Source organism: Pseudomonas oryzihabitans (assembly GCF_032027545.1).
GTDB lineage: Bacteria > Pseudomonadota > Gammaproteobacteria > Pseudomonadales > Pseudomonadaceae > Chryseomonas > Chryseomonas oryzihabitans_F.
In genome coordinates this window covers 32,259-50,782 of record NZ_JAVSJB010000022.1, presented here as the reverse complement: position 1 = coordinate 50,782, position 18,524 = coordinate 32,259, and the positions used below count along the sequence as shown (strand labels likewise).

17 protein-coding genes are annotated in these 18,524 nt (G+C 65.5%); 4 read left to right on the top strand and 13 right to left on the bottom strand.

Translation table 11 applies throughout. The annotated features are described in order from the left end of the window. The first annotated feature begins 179 nt into the window (after positions 1-179). From RND78_RS24120 to RND78_RS24110, 3 genes are all read left to right on the top strand, one after another. The gene (locus tag RND78_RS24120) at positions 180-707 is read left to right on the top strand and encodes a DUF3455 domain-containing protein (RefSeq protein ID WP_312732527.1); all 528 of its coding nucleotides are present in this window, start codon (positions 180-182) and stop codon (positions 705-707) included. An 83-nt stretch (positions 708-790) separates the two neighbouring features. Then, positions 791-1,318: a sigma-70 family RNA polymerase sigma factor gene (locus tag RND78_RS24115; RefSeq protein WP_312732526.1), complete on the top strand. Its 528-nt coding sequence runs from the start codon at positions 791-793 to the stop codon at positions 1,316-1,318. Further along, positions 1,315-2,025, top strand: a complete 711-nt coding sequence (locus RND78_RS24110; RefSeq protein ID WP_312732525.1) for an anti-sigma factor domain-containing protein — start codon at positions 1,315-1,317, stop codon at positions 2,023-2,025. Before RND78_RS24115 ends, RND78_RS24110 begins: the two co-directional genes overlap by 4 nt. A gap of 222 nt (positions 2,026-2,247) precedes the next feature. Here RND78_RS24110 and RND78_RS24105 read toward each other — a convergent pair whose 3' ends face one another. From RND78_RS24105 to RND78_RS24065, 9 genes are all read right to left on the bottom strand, one after another. Next, the gene (locus RND78_RS24105) at positions 2,248-3,006 is read right to left on the bottom strand and encodes an SDR family oxidoreductase (protein WP_093257140.1); all 759 of its coding nucleotides are present in this window, start codon (positions 3,004-3,006) and stop codon (positions 2,248-2,250) included. Positions 3,007-3,253: 247 nt separating this feature from the next. Then, positions 3,254-4,978: an aconitase family protein gene (locus tag RND78_RS24100; protein ID WP_312732524.1), complete on the bottom strand. Its 1,725-nt coding sequence runs from the start codon at positions 4,976-4,978 to the stop codon at positions 3,254-3,256. A 2-nt stretch (positions 4,979-4,980) separates the two neighbouring features. Next, positions 4,981-5,697 carry an ABC transporter ATP-binding protein gene (locus RND78_RS24095; protein WP_312732523.1) on the bottom strand — a complete coding sequence of 239 codons (717 nt, stop codon included), beginning with the start codon at positions 5,695-5,697 and terminating at the stop codon, positions 4,981-4,983. Then, positions 5,694-6,569 carry an ATP-binding cassette domain-containing protein gene (locus RND78_RS24090; RefSeq protein WP_312732522.1) on the bottom strand — a complete coding sequence of 292 codons (876 nt, stop codon included), beginning with the start codon at positions 6,567-6,569 and terminating at the stop codon, positions 5,694-5,696. The genes RND78_RS24095 and RND78_RS24090 overlap by 4 nt, the downstream gene beginning before the upstream one ends. Continuing rightward, positions 6,566-7,846, bottom strand: a complete 1,281-nt coding sequence (livM, locus tag RND78_RS24085) for a high-affinity branched-chain amino acid ABC transporter permease LivM (protein ID WP_312732521.1) — start codon at positions 7,844-7,846, stop codon at positions 6,566-6,568. Before livM ends, RND78_RS24090 begins: the two co-directional genes overlap by 4 nt. A 3-nt stretch (positions 7,847-7,849) precedes the next feature. After that, entirely contained in the window at positions 7,850-8,764 is a 915-nt protein-coding gene (locus RND78_RS24080; protein WP_312732520.1) for an ABC transporter permease subunit, read from the bottom strand. A gap of 96 nt (positions 8,765-8,860) precedes the next feature. Next, positions 8,861-9,982 carry a branched-chain amino acid ABC transporter substrate-binding protein gene (locus RND78_RS24075; RefSeq protein WP_312732519.1) on the bottom strand — a complete coding sequence of 374 codons (1,122 nt, stop codon included), beginning with the start codon at positions 9,980-9,982 and terminating at the stop codon, positions 8,861-8,863. Between the two features lie 474 nt (positions 9,983-10,456). Continuing rightward, the gene (locus tag RND78_RS24070) at positions 10,457-11,734 is read right to left on the bottom strand and encodes an FAD-binding oxidoreductase (protein WP_312732518.1); all 1,278 of its coding nucleotides are present in this window, start codon (positions 11,732-11,734) and stop codon (positions 10,457-10,459) included. A gap of 25 nt (positions 11,735-11,759) precedes the next feature. Next, the gene (locus RND78_RS24065) at positions 11,760-13,250 is read right to left on the bottom strand and encodes an aldehyde dehydrogenase family protein (protein WP_312732517.1); all 1,491 of its coding nucleotides are present in this window, start codon (positions 13,248-13,250) and stop codon (positions 11,760-11,762) included. 117 nt (positions 13,251-13,367) lie between these two features. Here RND78_RS24065 and RND78_RS24060 point away from each other — a divergent pair, with 117 nt between their 5' ends. Beyond that, entirely contained in the window at positions 13,368-14,252 is an 885-nt protein-coding gene (locus RND78_RS24060; RefSeq protein WP_312732516.1) for a LysR substrate-binding domain-containing protein, read from the top strand. Positions 14,253-14,450: 198 nt separating this feature from the next. On the opposite strand, the gene pnp is transcribed toward RND78_RS24060, so the two are convergent. The 4 genes from pnp to rbfA all read right to left on the bottom strand — a co-directional run bounded on the left by pnp (position 14,451) and on the right by rbfA (position 18,394). Further along, the gene (gene pnp, locus RND78_RS24055) at positions 14,451-16,553 is read right to left on the bottom strand and encodes a polyribonucleotide nucleotidyltransferase (protein ID WP_312732515.1); all 2,103 of its coding nucleotides are present in this window, start codon (positions 16,551-16,553) and stop codon (positions 14,451-14,453) included. 175 nt (positions 16,554-16,728) lie between these two features. Next, positions 16,729-16,998: a 30S ribosomal protein S15 gene (gene rpsO / locus RND78_RS24050; protein WP_007162645.1), complete on the bottom strand. Its 270-nt coding sequence runs from the start codon at positions 16,996-16,998 to the stop codon at positions 16,729-16,731. A 95-nt stretch (positions 16,999-17,093) separates the two neighbouring features. Further along, the gene (truB, locus tag RND78_RS24045) at positions 17,094-18,008 is read right to left on the bottom strand and encodes a tRNA pseudouridine(55) synthase TruB (protein ID WP_312732514.1); all 915 of its coding nucleotides are present in this window, start codon (positions 18,006-18,008) and stop codon (positions 17,094-17,096) included. A gap of 2 nt (positions 18,009-18,010) precedes the next feature. After that, positions 18,011-18,394, bottom strand: coding sequence for a 30S ribosome-binding factor RbfA (gene rbfA, locus RND78_RS24040; protein WP_059231841.1), 384 nt, complete (start codon positions 18,392-18,394; stop codon positions 18,011-18,013). Positions 18,395-18,524: the final 130 nt, after the last annotated feature.

Genomic DNA, 18,524 nt, shown 5'->3' with positions numbered 1-18,524 from the left:
AAACCCGGCTGACGGCAAGCTGACAGGAGCCGCATGGCAGAGCGGTTCAACAGTGAGGCGGTCGCGACTATGCCGATGAATTGAAAATTTTTGATGACAGTTGCATCCAAAGCGCCGGCTGCCGGGTATAGCCGCTACAGTCCTGCCGACTGTGCCCCTTTCAATCCGGAGCAAGCCGCATGAACAACACCTATAGCCGTTGCAGCATCCTGGCCCTGACCGCCCTGCTGAGCACCCCGCTGCTGGCGCAAGGCGAGTTGCCCGAGGCCGTCCGAGTCCCCGCCGGCAACAGCCAGATGCTGGAAACCGTAGGCAAGGGCACCATCGTCTACGAGTGCCGCGACAAGAAGGACATGCCTGGCCAGACCGAATGGTTCTTCGTCGGCCCCAAGGCCGACCTGCATGACCGCCAGGGCAACCTGGTCGGCCGCTACTACGGACCGCCCGCCACCTGGGAGTCCACCGATGGTTCCAAGGTGGTCGGCAAGCAACTGGCCATCGCCCCCGCTGGCGCAGGCAACCTCCCCTATCAACTGGTGGAAGCCGCACCCGCCGACGGCAAGGGCGCCTTCCAGGGCACGACCTACATCCAGCGCACCGCGCTCAAGGGGGGCGTCGCGCCGGCCAAGGCCTGCACCGCGGCCAACAAGGGCGAGCGCGAGACCGTGAATTACCAGGCCGATTATCTGTTCTGGAAGAAGGGCTGAGGCACAGGGGACAGCCAGGAGCGGATCGGCTAGGCTCGGCTGATCCGGTCGCCACCCTGGCGTCCCAAGCCTGGCGCGCCCTAGTGACCGACCGCTCCCCTGATCCAGCCGCCCTGCTCGCCGCCTGTGCCCGGGGCGAGCGCGCCGCCCTGCAGCGGCTCTACCAGACCGAGGCGCCGCTGTTGCTGGGTATCGTCCTACGCCTGGTGCGGGATCGTGGCCTGGCCGAGGACATCCTCCACGATGCCTTTCTGCGCATCTGGCGCGGTGCGGCCGGCTTCGAAGCGGAGCGCGGTTCGGCTCGGGGCTGGATGTGCAGCGTGGCGCGCAACCTGGCGCTCAATGCCCTGCGTGATCGCCAGCGCCTGGTGCCGCTGGCGGAGGAATGGGAACCCCTGGCCGAGCACGCCGATCCGGTGCGACAGGCCGAGGGCAGTCGCCTGGAGGGCTGCCTGCAGAATCTGGAGGCGCCGCGTCGAGAGGCCATCCTGGCCGCCTACCTGGACGGCTGCTCCCATGGTGAGATCGCCCAGCGCCTGCAGGCGCCGCTGGGTACGGTGAAGAGCTGGATCACTCGCGGCCTCAAGGCGCTGAGGGAGTGCATGACATGAACAGCGATGCCACCCTGCCCCCTGACGAGGACCGCGAGCGCCTGGCTGGTGAATACGTGCTCGGTACCCTGGACGCCGAAGAGCGTCGCCGGGTGGAACGCGCGCTGGCAACGGACGCCGCGCTAGCCGCCGCAGTGGCGCGCTGGGAGGTCCGCCTGCAGCCCCTGGCCGAGCGGGTGCCGCCCGTCGAACCCGGAGCGAACCTGTGGCCGCGCATCGAGCGCAGCCTGGGGGAAGCTGACGCCAAGGCCACACCCCGGCGTACGTCGCCGTGGCAACGCCTGGCGCTCTGGCAGGGCCTGAGTGCGGCAGGACTGGCCGCCAGCCTGGTGCTCGCGGTGCTGTTGCTGATGCGCCCGGTACCCACGCCAAGCTACCTGGTGGTCTTGGCCGCGCCGGGTGACCGGACGCCCGGCTGGGTGATCCAGACCGCCAGCGCCCATGACCTGCAGCTGATTCCCCTCGGGCGCGACGCCGTGCCGAGCGGCAAGACCCTGCAATTCTGGACCAAGGCCGATGCCTGGCAGGGCCCGGTATCGCTGGGTCTGGTCCAGCCGGGGCGCACCCTGCAGGTGCCGCTGGACCGGCTCCCACCGCTGGAAGCCAACCAGCTGTTCGAACTCACCCTGGAAAACCAAGGCGGCTCGCCTACCGGCCGACCCACCGGGCCGATCCAGTTCATCGGCCGGGCGGTCAAGGTGCTCTAGTGTGGTGTTTCAGAAGTTCGCGCAAGAATTGGCGATTGATTTTTGTCTCCGGGCCAGGCGCCGCGACGAGTCATAGCAGGGCTATGGCGAGGAGTAGCAACGCCGCCCAGGCCGAAAAAGCGCCGCCAAAATTGTGCAGATAACTTCTGAAACACCACACTAGGTCCTATACGAAAAGTACCTGCGCTCGGCGACTTTTCGGCCAGCGCCGAGCGAGCGCCCTTAGCTCTGGCGGTGGATATTGAAGTTGCTGAACGCCTGGCAGGTCGCCATCAGCTGGATGCGGTTGATATTGACGTGCTTGGGCTGGTTCAGCGTCCAGTGGATGGATTCGGCGATGTCGTCCGGGGTCAGGGGTTCGGTGCCGGCATAGACGGCATCGGCCTTGGCCTTGTCACCCCCGAAGCGCACCACCGAGAACTCGCTTTCCGACAGGCCCGGCTCGATGTTGGTCACCCGCACCCCGGTACCCAGCAGGTCGGATCTCAGGCTCAGGCTGAACTGCTTGAGAAAGGCCTTGGTGGCGCCATAGACATGGCTGCCCGGATAGGGATAGTCGCCCGCTACCGACCCCAGGTTGACGATGCCAGCCCCGGCACCATGGGCGATCAGTCGCGGCAGCAGCAGGCGGGTGCAGTAGAGCATGCCCTTGATGTTGGTATCGACCATGGTGTCCCAGTCGTCCAGGTCGCAACTCTGCGCCGGCGTGTTGCCCAGCGCCAGGCCGGCGTTGTTGACCAGGGCGCGCAGCTGGTTGAATTCCTCCGGCAGACCGGCGACCGCGGCTTCCACGGCAGCGCGATCCTGGACGTCCAGCACCAGCGGTAGCACCTTGGCCTGGCCGGACAGCTCCTCGGCCAGGGCGTGCAGGCGATCCTCGCGGCGCCCGGTGATGACGATCGACCAACCGTCCTTGGCGAAGCGGCGAGCGGTGGCGGCGCCGAAACCGGAAGTGGCGCCGGTGATGAAGATCGAAGACATGAAAGATTCCTTCTGCGAGAGTGGTGGCCAATGCCCACGATAGCCCAGCGTCATTCGCCAGGCGAATACCCAGATCGCTGGGAATCCAAGCGGTTGGCTATAAGGCATTGGAAAGAAAAGGGTTTTCGCATCGCTGGCGATTTTTTGAGCAGTTCTCGCCAGGCCAGGTGGCCTGGGCCTCACGGCCGGCTATGCCGAGCTTATCCACAGGACGATCCACGGATATCCTGTACAGAACTCGGACCTGTCAGCGGGTGGATAAGTCCGCTGGTGCGAGCCAGGCGGGTGGTCCGGCCGGTGCCAGTCCGGTGCAGGCCGCTTCGACACAGGCGGTCAGGCCGGCGAAGCGCAGGTCGCGCCCCGTAAGACCCGGACCGTAGTGGGCGAACTTGCCGGAATTGGTCAGCAGGGTACGCGCCAGGGGCGGCACCAGAGGTTCGCCGAGCATGCACCAGCAGGTGTCTCCCACCAGTTGGACGCCAAAGGCCTCCAGCTCCGCCAAGGCGCCGTTGCGTTCGGCCTTGGCGCGCACTTCACGGCCGAGGGTAATCACCACGGCTACCCCGGGATGCCTGTGCCGTCCCCGGCAGAGCTCGGCTAGTCGCAGGCATTCCTCGGCGGAGAAATGCGGATTGCCCAGAGCCACCAGTTGCACCTCCCGCGCCGCGCCGCTGTCCAGCTCGGCCCAGGCCTGACACAGTTCGGCCAGGCCGATGTCTTCGATTTCAAGCTCAGGCGCCGCGACCGCAGCCAGCGTCGGCGCCTCGGGCGTCACCCCGACCAGATGGAACAACGGCGCCGCCGAAGTGGTGGCGAAGGCGGCACCAAAGGCCTTGAGATCATCGCGACTCGGCCGGGCATGTTCCAGACCTAGCACCGCGGGAATCCGGGTGGGCGAGCGCAAGCCGATCCAGTAGCCAAGCAGCGGGTAGAAGGCATCGTCATGCCCCTTTGGCACCTGCACCCGCAGTACCTTGCTGGCGCGCCGACCACTGTCCAGGTGGCAGCCGGCCAGCGGCGCCCGACCGGTCAGGGCGGTGCAGATATCGAGGAAGTCGGCGTATTTCTGGGTACGCGCGCCCAGCACGCTGTTGGCGAAGACCACGGCATTGGATTCGGCCCAGACCACCTGCTCACCCAGGGCCGGGGCGCTGTCCAGCAGGTAGGGCGCGCAGGTGAAGGTGGGTCGACAGCCCAGCGCCACATAGGCCTCGGCCAGGGCACTGGCCGGCTCACCGAGCGCCGGTGCCACGCCCTGCTCGCGCCAGCGGCGCTGATCCACGGACACCGCATTGAGACTGGTGGGTACCTGCACCCGACCGCCCCACTCCACCAGCCGCCGGGCGAACGCCAGGCTGGCCGGACCGGTGTAGATGCAGCCGTCAATGTGAGCCTGGGTGATATCGAGCAATTCGCTCGCACCCTGCAAACGCGCCATGCGCACCAGGATACCCATGGCCGCCTGTGCCGCCCTGCCGTGGGCACCGTCGAGCAGAGCCTGGTCGGTCACGCTCAGCTGGAGGTCGGCGGCGTCATCCGGTTCCGCCACAGGAAAGACACTTCCCGGTGCCCCGACCCAGCAGTCGTTCACCGCGATCTCATCGTGCTTGGCCAGAGCCGCGAAGGCCTGCGCTCCCAGGCTGACTACCGGCAAGGAGCGATCGAAGAGTTCTTCCGCGACGATGGCACCCAGGCTGAGGATCTCGTCGGGCTCGGCCAGGACCAGTGCGGCTGGCCCACGTCCCGCCAACAGCAGCTCCAGCAGTACGGCGCTGCCGGTGCAGGAGCCGCGACCGCTCGGAATGGCCAGGATGCGCCTGGCCAATTCCAGGCCGTGCAGCGGATGGTGGCGATCGATCACCCGGCCGCTGGCCGGATCGACGCCACCCCAGAAACTCAAGCCCATGGGCGCCCAGGCCAGGCGGCCCTGGGCCCGGCCCGCGACCAGGGAGCGACCGCGGACCACGTCCATAGTCAGTGGCCGCCCAGGTAGGCTTCGCGCACCTGGGGATTGGCCAGCAACTCCTGACCACTGCCGGTCATGCGGATCTCGCCGGTGACCATCACGTAGGCGCGGTCGGACAGGCGCAGCGCATGGTTGGCGTTCTGCTCCACCAGGAAGATAGTCATGCCGCTCTGGGCCAGCTCGCGCAGGATCTGGAAGATCTGCTTCACCACGATGGGCGCCAGGCCAAGGCTCGGCTCGTCGAGCAGGAGCAGCTTGGGCCGGCTCATCAGTGCCCGGGCGATGGCCAGCATCTGCTGCTCGCCGCCGGACATGGTCATGGCGCGCTGGTTGCGGCGCTCCTTGAGGCGCGGGAAGAGCTCGAACATGCGCTGCATGTCTTCATCCACCCAGCGGGTGCCGATGGGGATGGTGCCCATCAGCAGGTTTTCCTCGACCGTCATGTCGGGGAACACGTGGCGCCCCTCCGGCGACTGGGCGATGCCGTTGGAGGCGACGTAGTGGGCGTTCTTGCGGGAGATGTCTTCGCCGCGGTAGAGGATCTGCCCGTTGCGCACCTGGGGCTGGCTGAAGATGGACATCAGCAGGGTGGACTTGCCGGCGCCGTTGGAGCCGATCAGGCTCACCGTCTCGCCTTCGTTGATGGTCAGGGAGACGCTCTTCAGGGCCTGGATGGGGCCGTAGAAGACGTCGACGTTGCGGAATTCCAGGATCGGCGTGGTCATGCCACCTCCTCCTCTTCGGCGCCGAGGTAGGCGGCGATGACCTTGGGATCGTTGCGGATGTCGGCAGGCAGGCCGCGGGCGATGACCTGGCCGTGGTCCAGCACCACGATGTGGTCGGAGATGTTCATCACCATGCCCATGTCGTGCTCGATCAGCACCACGGTGATGCGGTGCTGGTCGCGCAGCAGGCGGATCATCCCGGCCAGGGCCTCGGTCTCGGCCGGGTTGAGGCCGGCGGCGGGTTCGTCCAGGCAGACGATCTCCGGACGGGTGCACATGGCCCGGGCGATCTCCAGGCGGCGTTGTTGACCATAGGAGAGCTCGCCGGCCAGGCGGTTGGCGTGATCGACCAGGTCCACCACTTCGAGCCAATAGAAGGCCGTGTCCAACGCCTTTTCCTCGGCGCGGCGATAGCCGGGCGTATTGAGGATGCCGGTGATCAGGTTGCGGTTGCACTGCATGTGCTGCGCCACCAGCAGGTTCTCCACCACCGACATCTCCTTGAACAGGCGGATGTTCTGGAAGGTGCGGGCGAGCCCGGCGCGGTTCACCAGGTGGGTGCCGCCGAACATCTTGTACCAGAGCCGACTGCCGAATTGCGCCGGATTGACGAAGTCGGTCGCCTGGAAGCGCTCGCCCATGATCTTGCCGACCCGGGTCGAGCGGCCATCGGCGGTATCCAGGCGAATCTCGCCATCGGTGGCCTTGTAGAAGCCGGTCAGGCAGTTGAACACCGTGGTCTTGCCGGCGCCGTTGGGGCCGATCAGGGCGGTGATGGAGTGCCGCTTGATATCGAAGGACACGTCCGACAGCGCCTTGATGCCACCGAATCTCATGCCCAGACCGCTCACGGTCAGAATGTTGTCGCTCACGGCGCCACTCCCTTGCGAATCGCGAAGCCACTACGGGCGATACGGATCAGGCCGCGCGGCCGCCACATCATCATCACCACCATCAGCACGCCGAACACCAGCATGCGGATGTCGCCAAATTCCCGCAGCAGCTCGAACAGCAGGGTCATGACGAAGGCCGAGACCACCACCCCGACGGTGGAGCCCAGGCCGCCCAGCACCACGATGGCCAGCACCAGCACCGATTCGAAGAAGTTGAACGAGGCCGGGTTGATGAAGCCCTGGTAGGTGGCGAAGAACACCCCGGCCAGGCCCGCGGTGGAAGCGCCGATCATGAAGGCGGAGAGTTTCACCAGCACGTGGTTCAGGCCCATGGCGCGGCAGGCGATCTCGTCCTCACGCAGGGCTTCCCAGGCACGGCCGACCGGCATGCGGGTCAGGCGGTGCTTGACGTAGAGCACCAGCAGCACCACCAGGAACAGCACGGTGTAGATGAAGATCATGGTCGCGTTGGGGTTGTAGCTGATGCCCAGCAACTCATGGATGGGCACCCCGCCCTCCTTCGCCCGGCGCCCGAATTCGATACCGAAGAAGGTCGGCGACGGCGCGGCGATGCCGTTGGGGCCCTTGGTCACTTCCAGCCAGTTGTTGAGCACCAGGCGGATGATCTCGCCGAAGCCGAGGGTGACGATGGCCAGGTAGTCCCCGTGCATGCGCAACACCGGGAAGCCCAGTATCGCCCCCGCCACCGCGGCCAGTACCGCGGCGAGCGGCAGCATGGTCCAGAAGCCCAGCCCCAGATACTGGTAACCCAGCGCCAGGCCGTAGGCGCCGATGGCATAGAAGCCGACGTAGCCGAGGTCGAGCAGACCGGCCAGGCCCACCACGATGTTCAGGCCCAGGCCCAGCAGCACGTAGATCAGGCAGAGGATGATCACCGTCAGCCAGTACTTGGTCGCCAGGAAGGGAAAGGCGATGGCCACCAGGATGACGATGGGCAGGATGAATCTGAGATTGGACTTGTGCCCGGGCGGCAGTACGTGAACGCCACCGTCGTTGCGCTTGAAGGACTCGATCCAGTCGCGCCCCTTGGCGGTCTGGCCGAACAGGCTGAGCAGGAAGCGGCCGGCCATGACCACGGCGACCATGATGCCGACCCGGCCGGGCTCGAGGGTGTAGCCGTAGCCATCGAGCACGATGCCGACGATGGGGCCGAACAGGATCAGCGAGACCAGGCCCACCATGAGGGTGTCACGCAGCACGACCTTGAGGTCGAAGGAGGAAGACGTCTGACTCATGGATTACACCTTCGTGACCTGGGGTTTGCCGAGCAGCCCCTGGGGCCGGAAGATCAGGATCGCTACCAACAGCGAGAAGCTGAAGACGTCCTTGTAGTCCGAGTTCACCAGGCTGGCGAACTGGGCTTCGGAGATGCCGAGAATGATGCCGCCGAGCATGGCGCCGGGCAGCGAGCCGATGCCGCCGAGCACCGCCGCGGTGAAGGCCTTGATGCCGATGATGAAGCCGGCATAGAAGTCGAAGGTGCCGTAGTTGAGGGTGATGAGCACCCCGGCCAGCGCCGCCATGGCCGCGCCGATGATGAAGACGTAGGAAATCACCCGGTCGGTGTTGATGCCGAGGATCTGCGCCATCTTGCGATCCTGCTGGGTGGCCCGGCACATGCGGCCGAGGGTGGTCTTCTGGATCACGTAGGTGAGCAGGCCCATGCCAAGGATGGACGCCACGATGATGAAGATCTTGGTGTAGGTGATGATCACGAAGCCATCACCGATGTGCAGGCGCAGCGCACCGTCGAGCAGCGTCGGCACCCCCTGCTGGCGCGCGCCTTGGGCGAGCTGCACGTAGTTCTGCAGGATCAGCGACATGCCGATGGCCGAGATCAGCGGGGCCAGGCGCGTCGAGTTGCGCAGCGGCTTGTAGGCGATCCGCTCGATGGCCCAGCCGTACACGGAGGTGACCACCACGGTAAAGATCAGGGTGCCGAAGATCAGCACCGGGAAGGAATGCAGGCCGAATACGCTCAGCACGGCGATGCCGATGGCGGCGAGATAGGCCGACACCATGTATACGTCGCCATGGGCGAAGTTGATCATGCCGATGATGCCATAGACCATGGTGTAGCCGATGGCGATGAGTCCGTAGACCGAGCCCAGGGTCAGGCCGTTGACCAGTTGTTGCAGGAAGATACCGTCCACGTTTGCAGTCTCGCGCTGGATGGATGACGAGGGCCGCCACCCGCCGCCTCGTCCTGGGGCGGAGACGAGACGGCGGCTGGCGGATTCACGCGAGGATCAGGGCAGCTGGTGGTACTTGCCCTTGTCGTCCCATTCGTACATCACGTAGTCGGAGACCTTGAGGTCGCCCTTGCTGTCCCAGCTCTTCTCACCCAGGACGGTGTTGACGCTGTGGGACTTCAGCCACTCGGCGGCCTTGGCGCCGTCGGTGCCCTTGATGCCGTTGAAGGCAGCGGCCACGGCCTGCAGCGAGGCGTAGGAGTAGAGGGTGTAGCCCTCGGGCTCGTAGCCGGCCTTGCGCAGGGTTTCCACCACGGTCTTGCCCGCCGGGTTCTGCAGCGGGTCGGCACCGAAGGTCATCAGCACGCCCTTGGTGTACTGGGCGCCACCGGCGGTGGTGACCAGGTCGGCGGAAACGATGCCGTCGCCGGAGACGAACTTGGCGGTCACGCCCTGCTCGCGCATCTGGCGGACCAGCGGGCCGGCCTCGGGGTGCAGGCCACCGAAGTAGACCACGTCGGCACCGGAGGCACGGATCTTGGTGACCAGGGAGTTGAAGTCCTTCTCGCCGCGGGTCAGGCCCTCGTAGAGCACCTCTTTCACACCGCGCTTGTTGAGCTGCGCCTTGGTGGCATCGGCCAGGCCCTGACCGTAGGTGTCCTTGTCGTGGATGATGGCGACCTTCTTGGCCTTGAGCACGTCGACGATGTAGTCGCCAGCGACGATGCCCTGCTGGTCGTCACGACCGCACATGCGGAACACGCCCGCCAGGCCACGCTCGGTGATCTTGGGGTTGGTGGACGCCGGGGTGATAGAGATGATGCCGGCTTCGTCGTAGATCTCCGAGGCGGGCATGGTGTTGGAGGAGCAGAAGTGACCGATCACGGCCTTGACCTTCTCGGAGTCCACCAGGCGGTTGGCCACGGCCACGGCCTGCTTGGGCTCGCAGGCGTCGTCGCCCTGCACCAGCTTGATCTTCTCGCCGTTGATGCCACCGGCGGCGTTGATGTCCTCCGCGGCCTGGGTGGCCCCCTTCCAGAACTGCTCGCCGTAGGCGGCGCTGGCCCCGGTGTAGGGACCGGCGACACCGATCACGATATCGGCATGCGCCAGGGACGAGAGAGTGAACGCAGAACCGATAGCGAGAGCCAGAATGCCTTTTCTGTAAATCTTCGACATGGGAGGTTTGCTCCAGAGGGTGGTTGGCTTCTCGGCAGGAGCAAAGCCTGTGCCATCCCCCACCTGTGTGCACCGTGCACAGGCGATTTGCCATCGCTGCAGCGAGCGAAGGGCCCTGCCGGCTGCGGCTGAGGCCGCAGCCAGTGCACCCTGGGCGCCCTTGAGACTTTGGTCGTAGGCCACTGATAAGTCACAGTAAAGCGCCCTGCCGATGACAACCCCCACCGAAAGGCAGCAACGTTTGTTACCTGATCGCAACCCGGTTGCACCTGTTTCGCACCAAAACGTAACACCCTGCGCTCGTCGTGCCACCAAAGTAACCATCGAACACAAGGTACCGCCGACGTCCTTGCGCTGCCCGGTCCGCAAGAAAGGCGCGCCAAGCAAAACGGCCGATTTGCGCAAGGCCGAATGCGCAAATCGGCCGCTCCGGCAATCGTCGCCCGCAAGCACCGCGCGGGATGGCCAGCCTGGCTAGAGCACCACCCGCAGGCACTGCCCGGCGTGATAGAGGGTGAAGCCCGCCTCATACATCAGGCTGCGCCATTGCCCGACCGGATTGGCATCCAGCCCCACCAGCGGCATGGGCAAGTCTTGGCGATCGCCGCTGCACAGATAACGGGCGAAAGCCTGCCCCACGACCGTGCCAGTGGTCACCCCGCGGCCGTTGTAACCCGTCACCGCGAGCAATCCCGGCGCTGGTTCGAACAGGCGCATCAGATGATCCGGCGTGAAGGCGATACGACCGGTCCAGGTGCACTCCCAGTCCACCCGCCCGAGCGCGGGAAAATAGTGCCGCTGGATGCGATCCGCCCAGGCCCGGATGAAGCTCGCGGGGCGCCCGGCCATGTTGCCGAGGCTGCCCAGCAGCAGGCGACCGTCGGCATCGCGGCGGATGCTGCTCAGTACCGTACGGGTATCCCAGGAACCTCGCCCCTGCGGCAGGATGAAATCCGCCTCGGGTCCCAGTGGCTGCGAAGCCACCTGATAGTAGTAGCCGGCGAAGAACTGCTTGCGCAGGGTGGTCCACTCGCCTTCCGTGTAGGCATTGGAGGCGATCACCACCTGGTCGGCGCTGACCCGGCCCCGATCGGTCTCCACCTGCCAGCGCTCGCCGACCCGCTGCAACTGCCGCACCGCGGTCTGCTCGAACAGCTCCCCGCCTTCCTGGCGCAGCGCCTTGGCCAGCCCCTGGGCGTAACCCATGGGTACCAGGGTGCCAGCCCGATGATCGAGCAGGGCGCCGCTGATGTCGCGGGTGCCGCACGCCGTATAGCAGGCCTCGCCTTCCAGCAGCTCGACCCGGGCGCCGCGCCGCTGCCATTGCTCGGCACGGCGCCCCAGATCGGCCAGGCCCTTGGCGCTGTGTGCCATGTGCAGGGTGCCAGCCCGGCGCGGCTGGCAGTCGATGCCATAGCGCTCGACGAGGGCGAACACCTGGCTCGGCGCATCGCCCATCACCGACAACAGGCGCTCACCCACCTCCTGCCCCAGGGTGGTCACCGCCTCGTCGGGCGGAATCCACATACCGGCATTGACCAGCCCGACATTGCGGCCGGAGCCGCCATGACCGACCCCATGGGCCTCCAGCACCGCCACCCGACGCCCGGCCTGGGCCAGGTGTAGGCCGGTGGAGAGACCGGTGAAGCCAGCACCGATGACGCACACCTCGACGTCGATATCACCCCGCAACGGCGCCCCCGGCATTGCCGGATACAGCCGCTCCCACAGGCATTCCTCACGCAACTGCATTCCCGTGCGCTCCTGGCTGGGCGACTCAGTCGAACACGATGCCCTGGGCCAGCGGCAGCTCGCGCGAATAGTTGACGGTGTTGGTCTGCCGGCGCATGTAGGCCTTCCAGGCATCCGAGCCGGACTCGCGACCACCGCCGGTCTCCTTCTCGCCGCCGAAGGCACCACCGATCTCGGCGCCGCTCGGGCCGATATTGACGTTGGCGATGCCGCAGTCACTGCCGGTCGCCGAGATGAAGGCTTCGGCTTCGCGCACGTCGGTGGTGAAGATGCAGGACGACAGCCCCTGGGGCACGGCATTGTTCAGCGCCACCGCTTCGTCGAAGTCATCATAGGTCAGCACATAGAGAATGGGCGCGAAGGTCTCGTGGCGCACCGCCTCGCTCTGCTCCGGCATCTCGACGATGGCTGGTGCCACGTAATAGGCGTTGGGGTACTGCTCAGCCAGCTGGCGTTCGCCGCCGAAGACCACTCCACCCTCGCCACGGGCCTGCTCCAGCGCCCCCTGCATGGCCTGGAAGCTGGCGGCATCGATCAAGGGACCGATCAGATTGCCCTGCAGCGGATGGCCGATGCGGACTTTGGCATAGGCGGTCTTGAGTCGCTCGACGATCTCGGCCTTCACCGAACGGTGGGCGATCAACCGACGCAGGGTGGTACAACGCTGCCCGGCGGTACCGACGGCGCTGAACAGGATGGCACGCACGGCCATGTCCAGATCGGCGCTAGGCGCGAGCACCATGGCGTTGTTGCCGCCCAGCTCCAGAATGCTGCGCCCGAAGCGCGCCGCAACCCGAGGTCCAACCTCACGTCCCATGTGGGTGCTACCCGTGGCACTCACCAGTGCTACCCGCGGATCGTCCACCAGGGCTTCGCCCGCGGCGCGATCACCGATGACCACCTGGCTCAGGTCCGCCGGCGCCTCGCCGAAGCGGGCCAGGGCCTTCTCGAACAGCGCCTGGCAGGCCAGCGCGGTCAGCGGAGTCTTCTCCGACGGCTTCCAGATCACCGGATTGCCGCAGACCAGCGCCAGGGCGGCGTTCCAGGACCAGACCGCCACCGGGAAATTGAAGGCACTGATGATGCCCACTACCCCCAGCGGTTGCCAGGTCTCACGCATATGGTGGCCGGGGCGCTCGGAGGCAATAGTCAGACCATAAAGCTGACGTGACAGGCCCACGGCGAAATCACAGATATCGATCATCTCCTGGACTTCGCCCAGACCTTCCTGGGTGATCTTGCCGGCCTCCCAGGACACCAGCTCGCCGAGGTCGGCCTTGTGTGCCCGCAATTCCTCGCCCAGCAGACGCACCAGCTCGCCGCGTCGCGGCGCCGGTACCGCCCGCCAGGCCTGGAAGGCACGCTCGGCGCGGGAGATCTTCTGCTCCACCTCGGCGGCGCTTTCCAGGGCGACGCTGCCCAACTGGCTGCCGTCGATGGGGGAATGCACCAGATGGTCGCCTTGGGTGTAGTGCTGGGCGGAAACGCCGAGGCGCTCCAACAGGGCCTTGCTCATGCTGAGGTCTCCGAAAAGATCGAAAGAATCGGCCTTGAGTATGGTCAGGGCGACGGTCCCGGACAACCGACCTTTGCTCGGCATATCATTCCCTTTTTTCATGTCACGGATCAGGCCATGCAACGTCGCCATCTGCCCTCCATCACCGCCATGCAGTGCTTCGAAGCCGTCGCCCGCCACCTCAGCTTCACCCGCGCGGCCGACGAGCTGGCCCTGACCCAGAGCGCCGTCAGCAAGCAGGTCGCCCAGCTCGAGGAGCTGCTGCAGCACAGCCTGCTCCGCCGCGTCCGTCGCCGTCTGCAGCTGACGCCCGCCGGTGCGCTGTACCTGGCCGAAGTGGACAAGATCCTCAACCAGCTGGAGATGTCGGCGCGCTACCTCAGATCCTACGGCGGTGAAACCGAGGTGCTGCGCGTGGCCACGCCCCCGACCTTCGGCGAGCGCTGGCTGGTGCCTCGACTGAAGGGCTGGCGCCTGCGCCATCCCAGCATCCACCTGGACGTCTCCAGCGCCCTGGAGCCGGTGGACTTCCGCGATCCGCGCCATGACGTGGCCCTGTTCTACGGCCACGGCAGCTGGCCCGGCGCCGAGTGCGAACTGCTGCTGCACGAGCACATGGTCGCGGTCTGTGCGCCGGATCTGCTCCCTGCCCCAGGCATCGCCGGTCCGGAAGCGCTGGTTGACTTCGTCCTGCTGCAGAACACCACCCGCCCGGAGTCCTGGCACGATTGGTACGCCAGCCTGGGTCGCGAAGAGGTACACAGCCACCACGGCCCGCGCTTCGACACCTTCACCCTCTGCGCCCGCGCTGCCCGGGAAGGTTGCGGCGTGGCCCTGCTGCCGGAATTCCTGGTCGCCGAAGAGCTGGCGTCCGGCCACCTGGTACTCGCCTGGCCGCATCGCCTGGCCAGCCCCCATGCCTATTGGCTGGCCTACCCGGAACAGATGGCGGAGGTGCCCAAGGTGCGCAGCTTCATCGAGTGGATACGCGAGAAGGCGTGATGTAGGCCAATCGCGGCCGCTCCGTCGTGCTTCATCCTATACCTCGCTGATCGCGGCCATGGGCCGCTCCTACGGTTAACTCGAAGTCTGTAGGAGCGGCCCACGGCCGCGATGAAAACTATCCGGCGAACACCGCGTCATCCGCCTAGAAACGAAAAAACCCGGCCAAGGCCGGGTTTTCTCTTACGCGAGGTCGTCTTAGACGCCGGAGGCTTCCGCCGCCGCCACGTCCTTGATCGACAGCTTGATACGGCCGCGGTTGTCCACGTCCAGCACCAGTACCTTCACTTCCTGGCCTTCCTTCAGTACGTCGGTGACCTTCTCGATGCGCTGATCGCTCAGCTGCGAGATGTGCACCAGGCCGTCCTTGCCGGGCAGGATGTTGACGAAGGCACCGAAGTCGACGATGCGCTCCACCTTGCCGACGTAGATCTTGCCGATCTCGGCCTCGGCAGTGATGCCCAGGACGCGCTGCTTGGCAGCTTCAGCGGCTTCGCGGGTCTCGCCGTAGATCTTGATGGTGCCGTCGTCTTCGATGTCGATCGACGCCTTGGTCTCTTCGCAGATACCGCGGATGGTGGCGCCACCCTTGCCGATCACGTCGCGGATCTTGTCCTGGTCGATCTTCATCGCCAGCATGGTCGGGGCGTTTTCCGACAGCTCGGCACGCGACTCGGAGATCACCTGGTTCATCTGGCCGAGGATGTTCAGACGCGCTTCCAGCGCCTGCTCCAGGGCGATCTCCATGATCTCTTCGGTGATGCCGTTGATCTTGATGTCCATCTGCAGGGCGGTCACGCCCTTGGCGGTACCGGCCACCTTGAAGTCCATGTCGCCCAGGTGATCTTCGTCACCCAGGATATCGGTCAGGACGGCGAACTTCTCGCCTTCCTTGACCAGACCCATGGCGATACCGGCAACCGGCGCCTTGACCGGCACACCGGCGTCCATCAGTGCTAGGGAGGCACCGCACACCGACGCCATGGAGCTGGAGCCGTTGGATTCGGTGATCTCGGAGACCACGCGGATGCTGTAGGGGAAGGCTTCCTGGGTCGGCAGCATGGCCTGGATGCCACGACGGGCCAGACGACCATGACCGATCTCGCGACGGCCAGGGCTGCCCATGCGGCCGCACTCGCCGACCGAGAAGGGCGGGAAGTTGTAGTGCAGCATGAAGCTGTCACGACGCTCGCCTTCCAGGGTGTCCAGCAGCTGGGCATCACGAGCGGTCCCCAGGGTCGCGGTGACCAGGGCCTGGGTTTCGCCACGGGTGAACAGCGCCGAACCGTGGGTCTTCTTCAGCGGACCGACTTCGATCTGCAGCGGGCGAACGGTGCGGGTGTCACGACCGTCGATACGCGGCTTGCCGTCGACGATGTTCTGGCGCACGGTGCGGTATTCCAGCAGACCGAAGGTCTCCTTGACCTCGGCTTCGCTGTACTGACCGTGCTCACCGGCCAGCTTGGCGATGGCCTGGTCACGCAGGGCGCCCAGGGCCGCATAGCGATCCTGCTTGACGGTGATGGTGTAGGCGCGGGACACGGCCTCGCCGACCTCGGCCTTGACGGCTTCGATCAGGGCGGTGTTCTCGGCAGGAGCCTGCCAGTTCCAGGTCGGCTTGCCGGCTTCGGCGGCAAACTGGCTGATGGCCTCGATGGCCACCTGGAATTCTTCGTGGGCGAACAGTACGCCACCCAGCATCTGGTCTTCGGTCAGCTCGTCGGCTTCGGATTCCACCATCAGCACGGCGTCACGGGTACCGGCCACGACCATGTCCAGGCTGGAGCTCTGCAGCTGCTCGTAGCTGGGGTTCAGCAGGTAGCCCAGCTCGCTGTGGTAACCCACGCGCGCGGCACCGATGGGACCGGCGAAGGGGATGCCGGAAATGGCCAGGGCGGCGGAAGTGCCGATCATGGCAGCGATGTCCGGATCGGACTTCTTGTTGGTGCTGACCACGGTGCAGACCACCTGGACTTCGTTCAGGAAGCCCTCGGGGAACAGCGGGCGGATCGGGCGATCGATCAGGCGCGAGGTCAGGGTTTCCTTCTCGGAAGGACGGCCTTCACGCTTGAAATAACCACCGGGGATGCGGCCAGCGGCGTAGGTCTTCTCCTGGTAGTGCACGGACAGCGGGAAGAAGTCCTTGCCGACGGCAGGCTGCTTGGCACCGACCACGGTGACCAGCACGCTGACGTCATCGGTGGAGACCAGCACCGCACCGGAAGCCTGGCGCGCGATGCGACCGGTTTCCAGGGTGAAGGTCTGCTCACCGAACTTGAATTGCTTGATTACTGGATTCACAGTCTTTCCTTCTCTTTATTGCCTTGGGGGAAACAGTGGCGACCAGAGGGATTCGGACCCTCGTTGATCTCCGGGGTGACGCAGGCCGATTCTGTCGGCCACTCAAGCAAAAAAGCTGGAGGCCGGCGCGAGCCGACCTCCAGCTTCAGACTGCTTGCAGCAGGTCTGCATCGTATTAACGACGCAGGCCCAGGCGAGCGATCAGTGCGCTGTAACGAGAGGTGTCTTTGGACTTCAGGTAGTCCAGCAGCTTACGACGCTGGTTGACCATGCGGATCAGACCACGACGGCTGTGGTGATCTTTGCCGTTGGCCTTGAAGTGACCTTGCAGCTTGTCGATGTTGGCGGACAGCAGGGCAACCTGCACTTCCGGGGAACCGGTGTCGCCTTCGCTCTGCTTGAACTCGTTTACGATCTGGGCTTTATCTTCGACGCTCAGTGCCATGATTAGGGCTCCTCTGAGGTAACAGGCCGGGAAAATTCCCGTGCTTAGGAAAAGAGGAATGACCGTGCCTGCTGACAGCCATCCTCGGTATCGGTCTAGGACCGAATCAGTCTACGCGGGGCAACCTGCCCCTCGTCGTCAATCTCGCCGATGCCGATGAAACGACCCTGGTCGTCCTGCACCCGCATCAAGCCGAATTTCGGCGCATTGGCCGCCCGAACGGGCTGACCGTGCAACCAGTAGTAGGCGCTGTGCTGCGTCAATTGCACCAGCGGCCAGTGCTCCAGGCCGCTGTCGACCGGCAACAGGAAGCGATCCAGCGCCTCGGAACCGCCTTCGGCGTGAGCGGCCTCCAGCTCGTCCAGGCTGATCGCTTGCGTCAGGCCAAAGGGACCGGCCTGGGTACGCCGCAGCTCCGCGACATGGGCACCACAGCCGAGACGGGCGCCGAGGTCTTCGACCAGGGTGCGCACATAGGTCCCCTTGCTGCAGGCCACTTCCAATGTCGCACGATCTTCCTGCAACGCCAGAAGTTCCAGCCGGGCAATAGTAACAGAACGCGGCTCGCGCTCCACTACTTCGCCGGCACGGGCCAGCTTGTAAAGCGGCTGGCCGTCGCGCTTCAGGGCCGAATACATCGGCGGAATCTGCTCTATCTCGCCGCGAAAAGCCGGCAAGGCTGCCAGGATGGCCGCCTCGTCGACAGCGACCGCCCGTCGCTCCAGCACTTCACCCTCGGCATCGCCGGTGGTGGTGGTGATGCCGAGCTGCGCCACGGTGCGGTAGCCCTTGTCGGCATCCAGCAGGTACTGGGAAAACTTGGTCGCCTCGCCGAAGCACAGCGGCAGCACGCCGGTGGCCAGCGGATCGAGGCTACCGGTATGCCCGGCCTTCTCGGCATTGAGCAGCCAGCGGACCTTCTGCAGCGCGGCATTGGAGGAAAAGCCGCGGGGCTTGTCCAGCACCAGCACGCCATGCACCTGCCGGCGAATACGCTTGACCTGGGCCACCCTCACTCCTCCCCGTCGTGGCGACGGTCTTCGGCGACAGCCCGCTCGATCAGGGCCGACAACTGGGCGCCGCGACGGATGCTCTCGTCGTACTGGAAGCTCAGCTGGGGGATGGTCCGCAGCTTCATCACCCGGCCCAGTTGCTGGCGCAGGAAACCGGCGGCATCCTTGAGGATGCCGATATTCTGCTTGATCGCCTCGGCATCATCGTCCTTGCCCAGGACCGTGATGTGCACCTTGGCATGGGACAGGTCGCGGGCGACGTCCACACCGGTGATGGTCACCATGCCCAGTCGCGGATCCTTGATCTCGCGCTGGATCAGCAGTGCCAGTTCACGCTGCATCTGATCGCCGATGCGCTGGGTACGGCTGAATTCTTTGGCCATGTCGAAACTCTCGTACGAAAGGCCGCAGACGCTCGGCCTGCCAGCCATGAATCTTGGAAACGCGAACGGCAAGTCCGGACCTGGCAATCCTCTGCCAGGTCCGCGACCTGCCGTCCTGAGGCGGAGTCGC

What these genes read in the sequence shown, in the direction of transcription:
- RND78_RS24065 (WP_312732517.1), bottom strand. Translation starts at nt 13,250, where the DNA reads ATGAGCAAGGCCCTGTTGGAGCGCCTCGGCGTTTCCGCCCAGCACTAC.
- RND78_RS24060 (WP_312732516.1), top strand. Translation starts at nt 13,368, where the DNA reads ATGCAACGTCGCCATCTGCCCTCCATCACCGCCATGCAGTGCTTCGAA.
- RND78_RS24105 (WP_093257140.1), bottom strand. Translation starts at nt 3,006, where the DNA reads ATGTCTTCGATCTTCATCACCGGCGCCACTTCCGGTTTCGGCGCCGCC.
- rbfA (WP_059231841.1), bottom strand. Translation starts at nt 18,394, where the DNA reads ATGGCCAAAGAATTCAGCCGTACCCAGCGCATCGGCGATCAGATGCAG.
- RND78_RS24100 (WP_312732524.1), bottom strand. Translation starts at nt 4,978, where the DNA reads ATGGACGTGGTCCGCGGTCGCTCCCTGGTCGCGGGCCGGGCCCAGGGC.
- RND78_RS24075 (WP_312732519.1), bottom strand. Translation starts at nt 9,982, where the DNA reads ATGTCGAAGATTTACAGAAAAGGCATTCTGGCTCTCGCTATCGGTTCT.
- rpsO (WP_007162645.1), bottom strand. Translation starts at nt 16,998, where the DNA reads ATGGCACTGAGCGTCGAAGATAAAGCCCAGATCGTAAACGAGTTCAAG.
- RND78_RS24120 (WP_312732527.1), top strand. Translation starts at nt 180, where the DNA reads ATGAACAACACCTATAGCCGTTGCAGCATCCTGGCCCTGACCGCCCTG.
- RND78_RS24110 (WP_312732525.1), top strand. Translation starts at nt 1,315, where the DNA reads ATGAACAGCGATGCCACCCTGCCCCCTGACGAGGACCGCGAGCGCCTG.
- livM (WP_312732521.1), bottom strand. Translation starts at nt 7,846, where the DNA reads ATGAGTCAGACGTCTTCCTCCTTCGACCTCAAGGTCGTGCTGCGTGAC.
- RND78_RS24095 (WP_312732523.1), bottom strand. Translation starts at nt 5,697, where the DNA reads ATGACCACGCCGATCCTGGAATTCCGCAACGTCGACGTCTTCTACGGC.
- RND78_RS24070 (WP_312732518.1), bottom strand. Translation starts at nt 11,734, where the DNA reads ATGCAGTTGCGTGAGGAATGCCTGTGGGAGCGGCTGTATCCGGCAATG.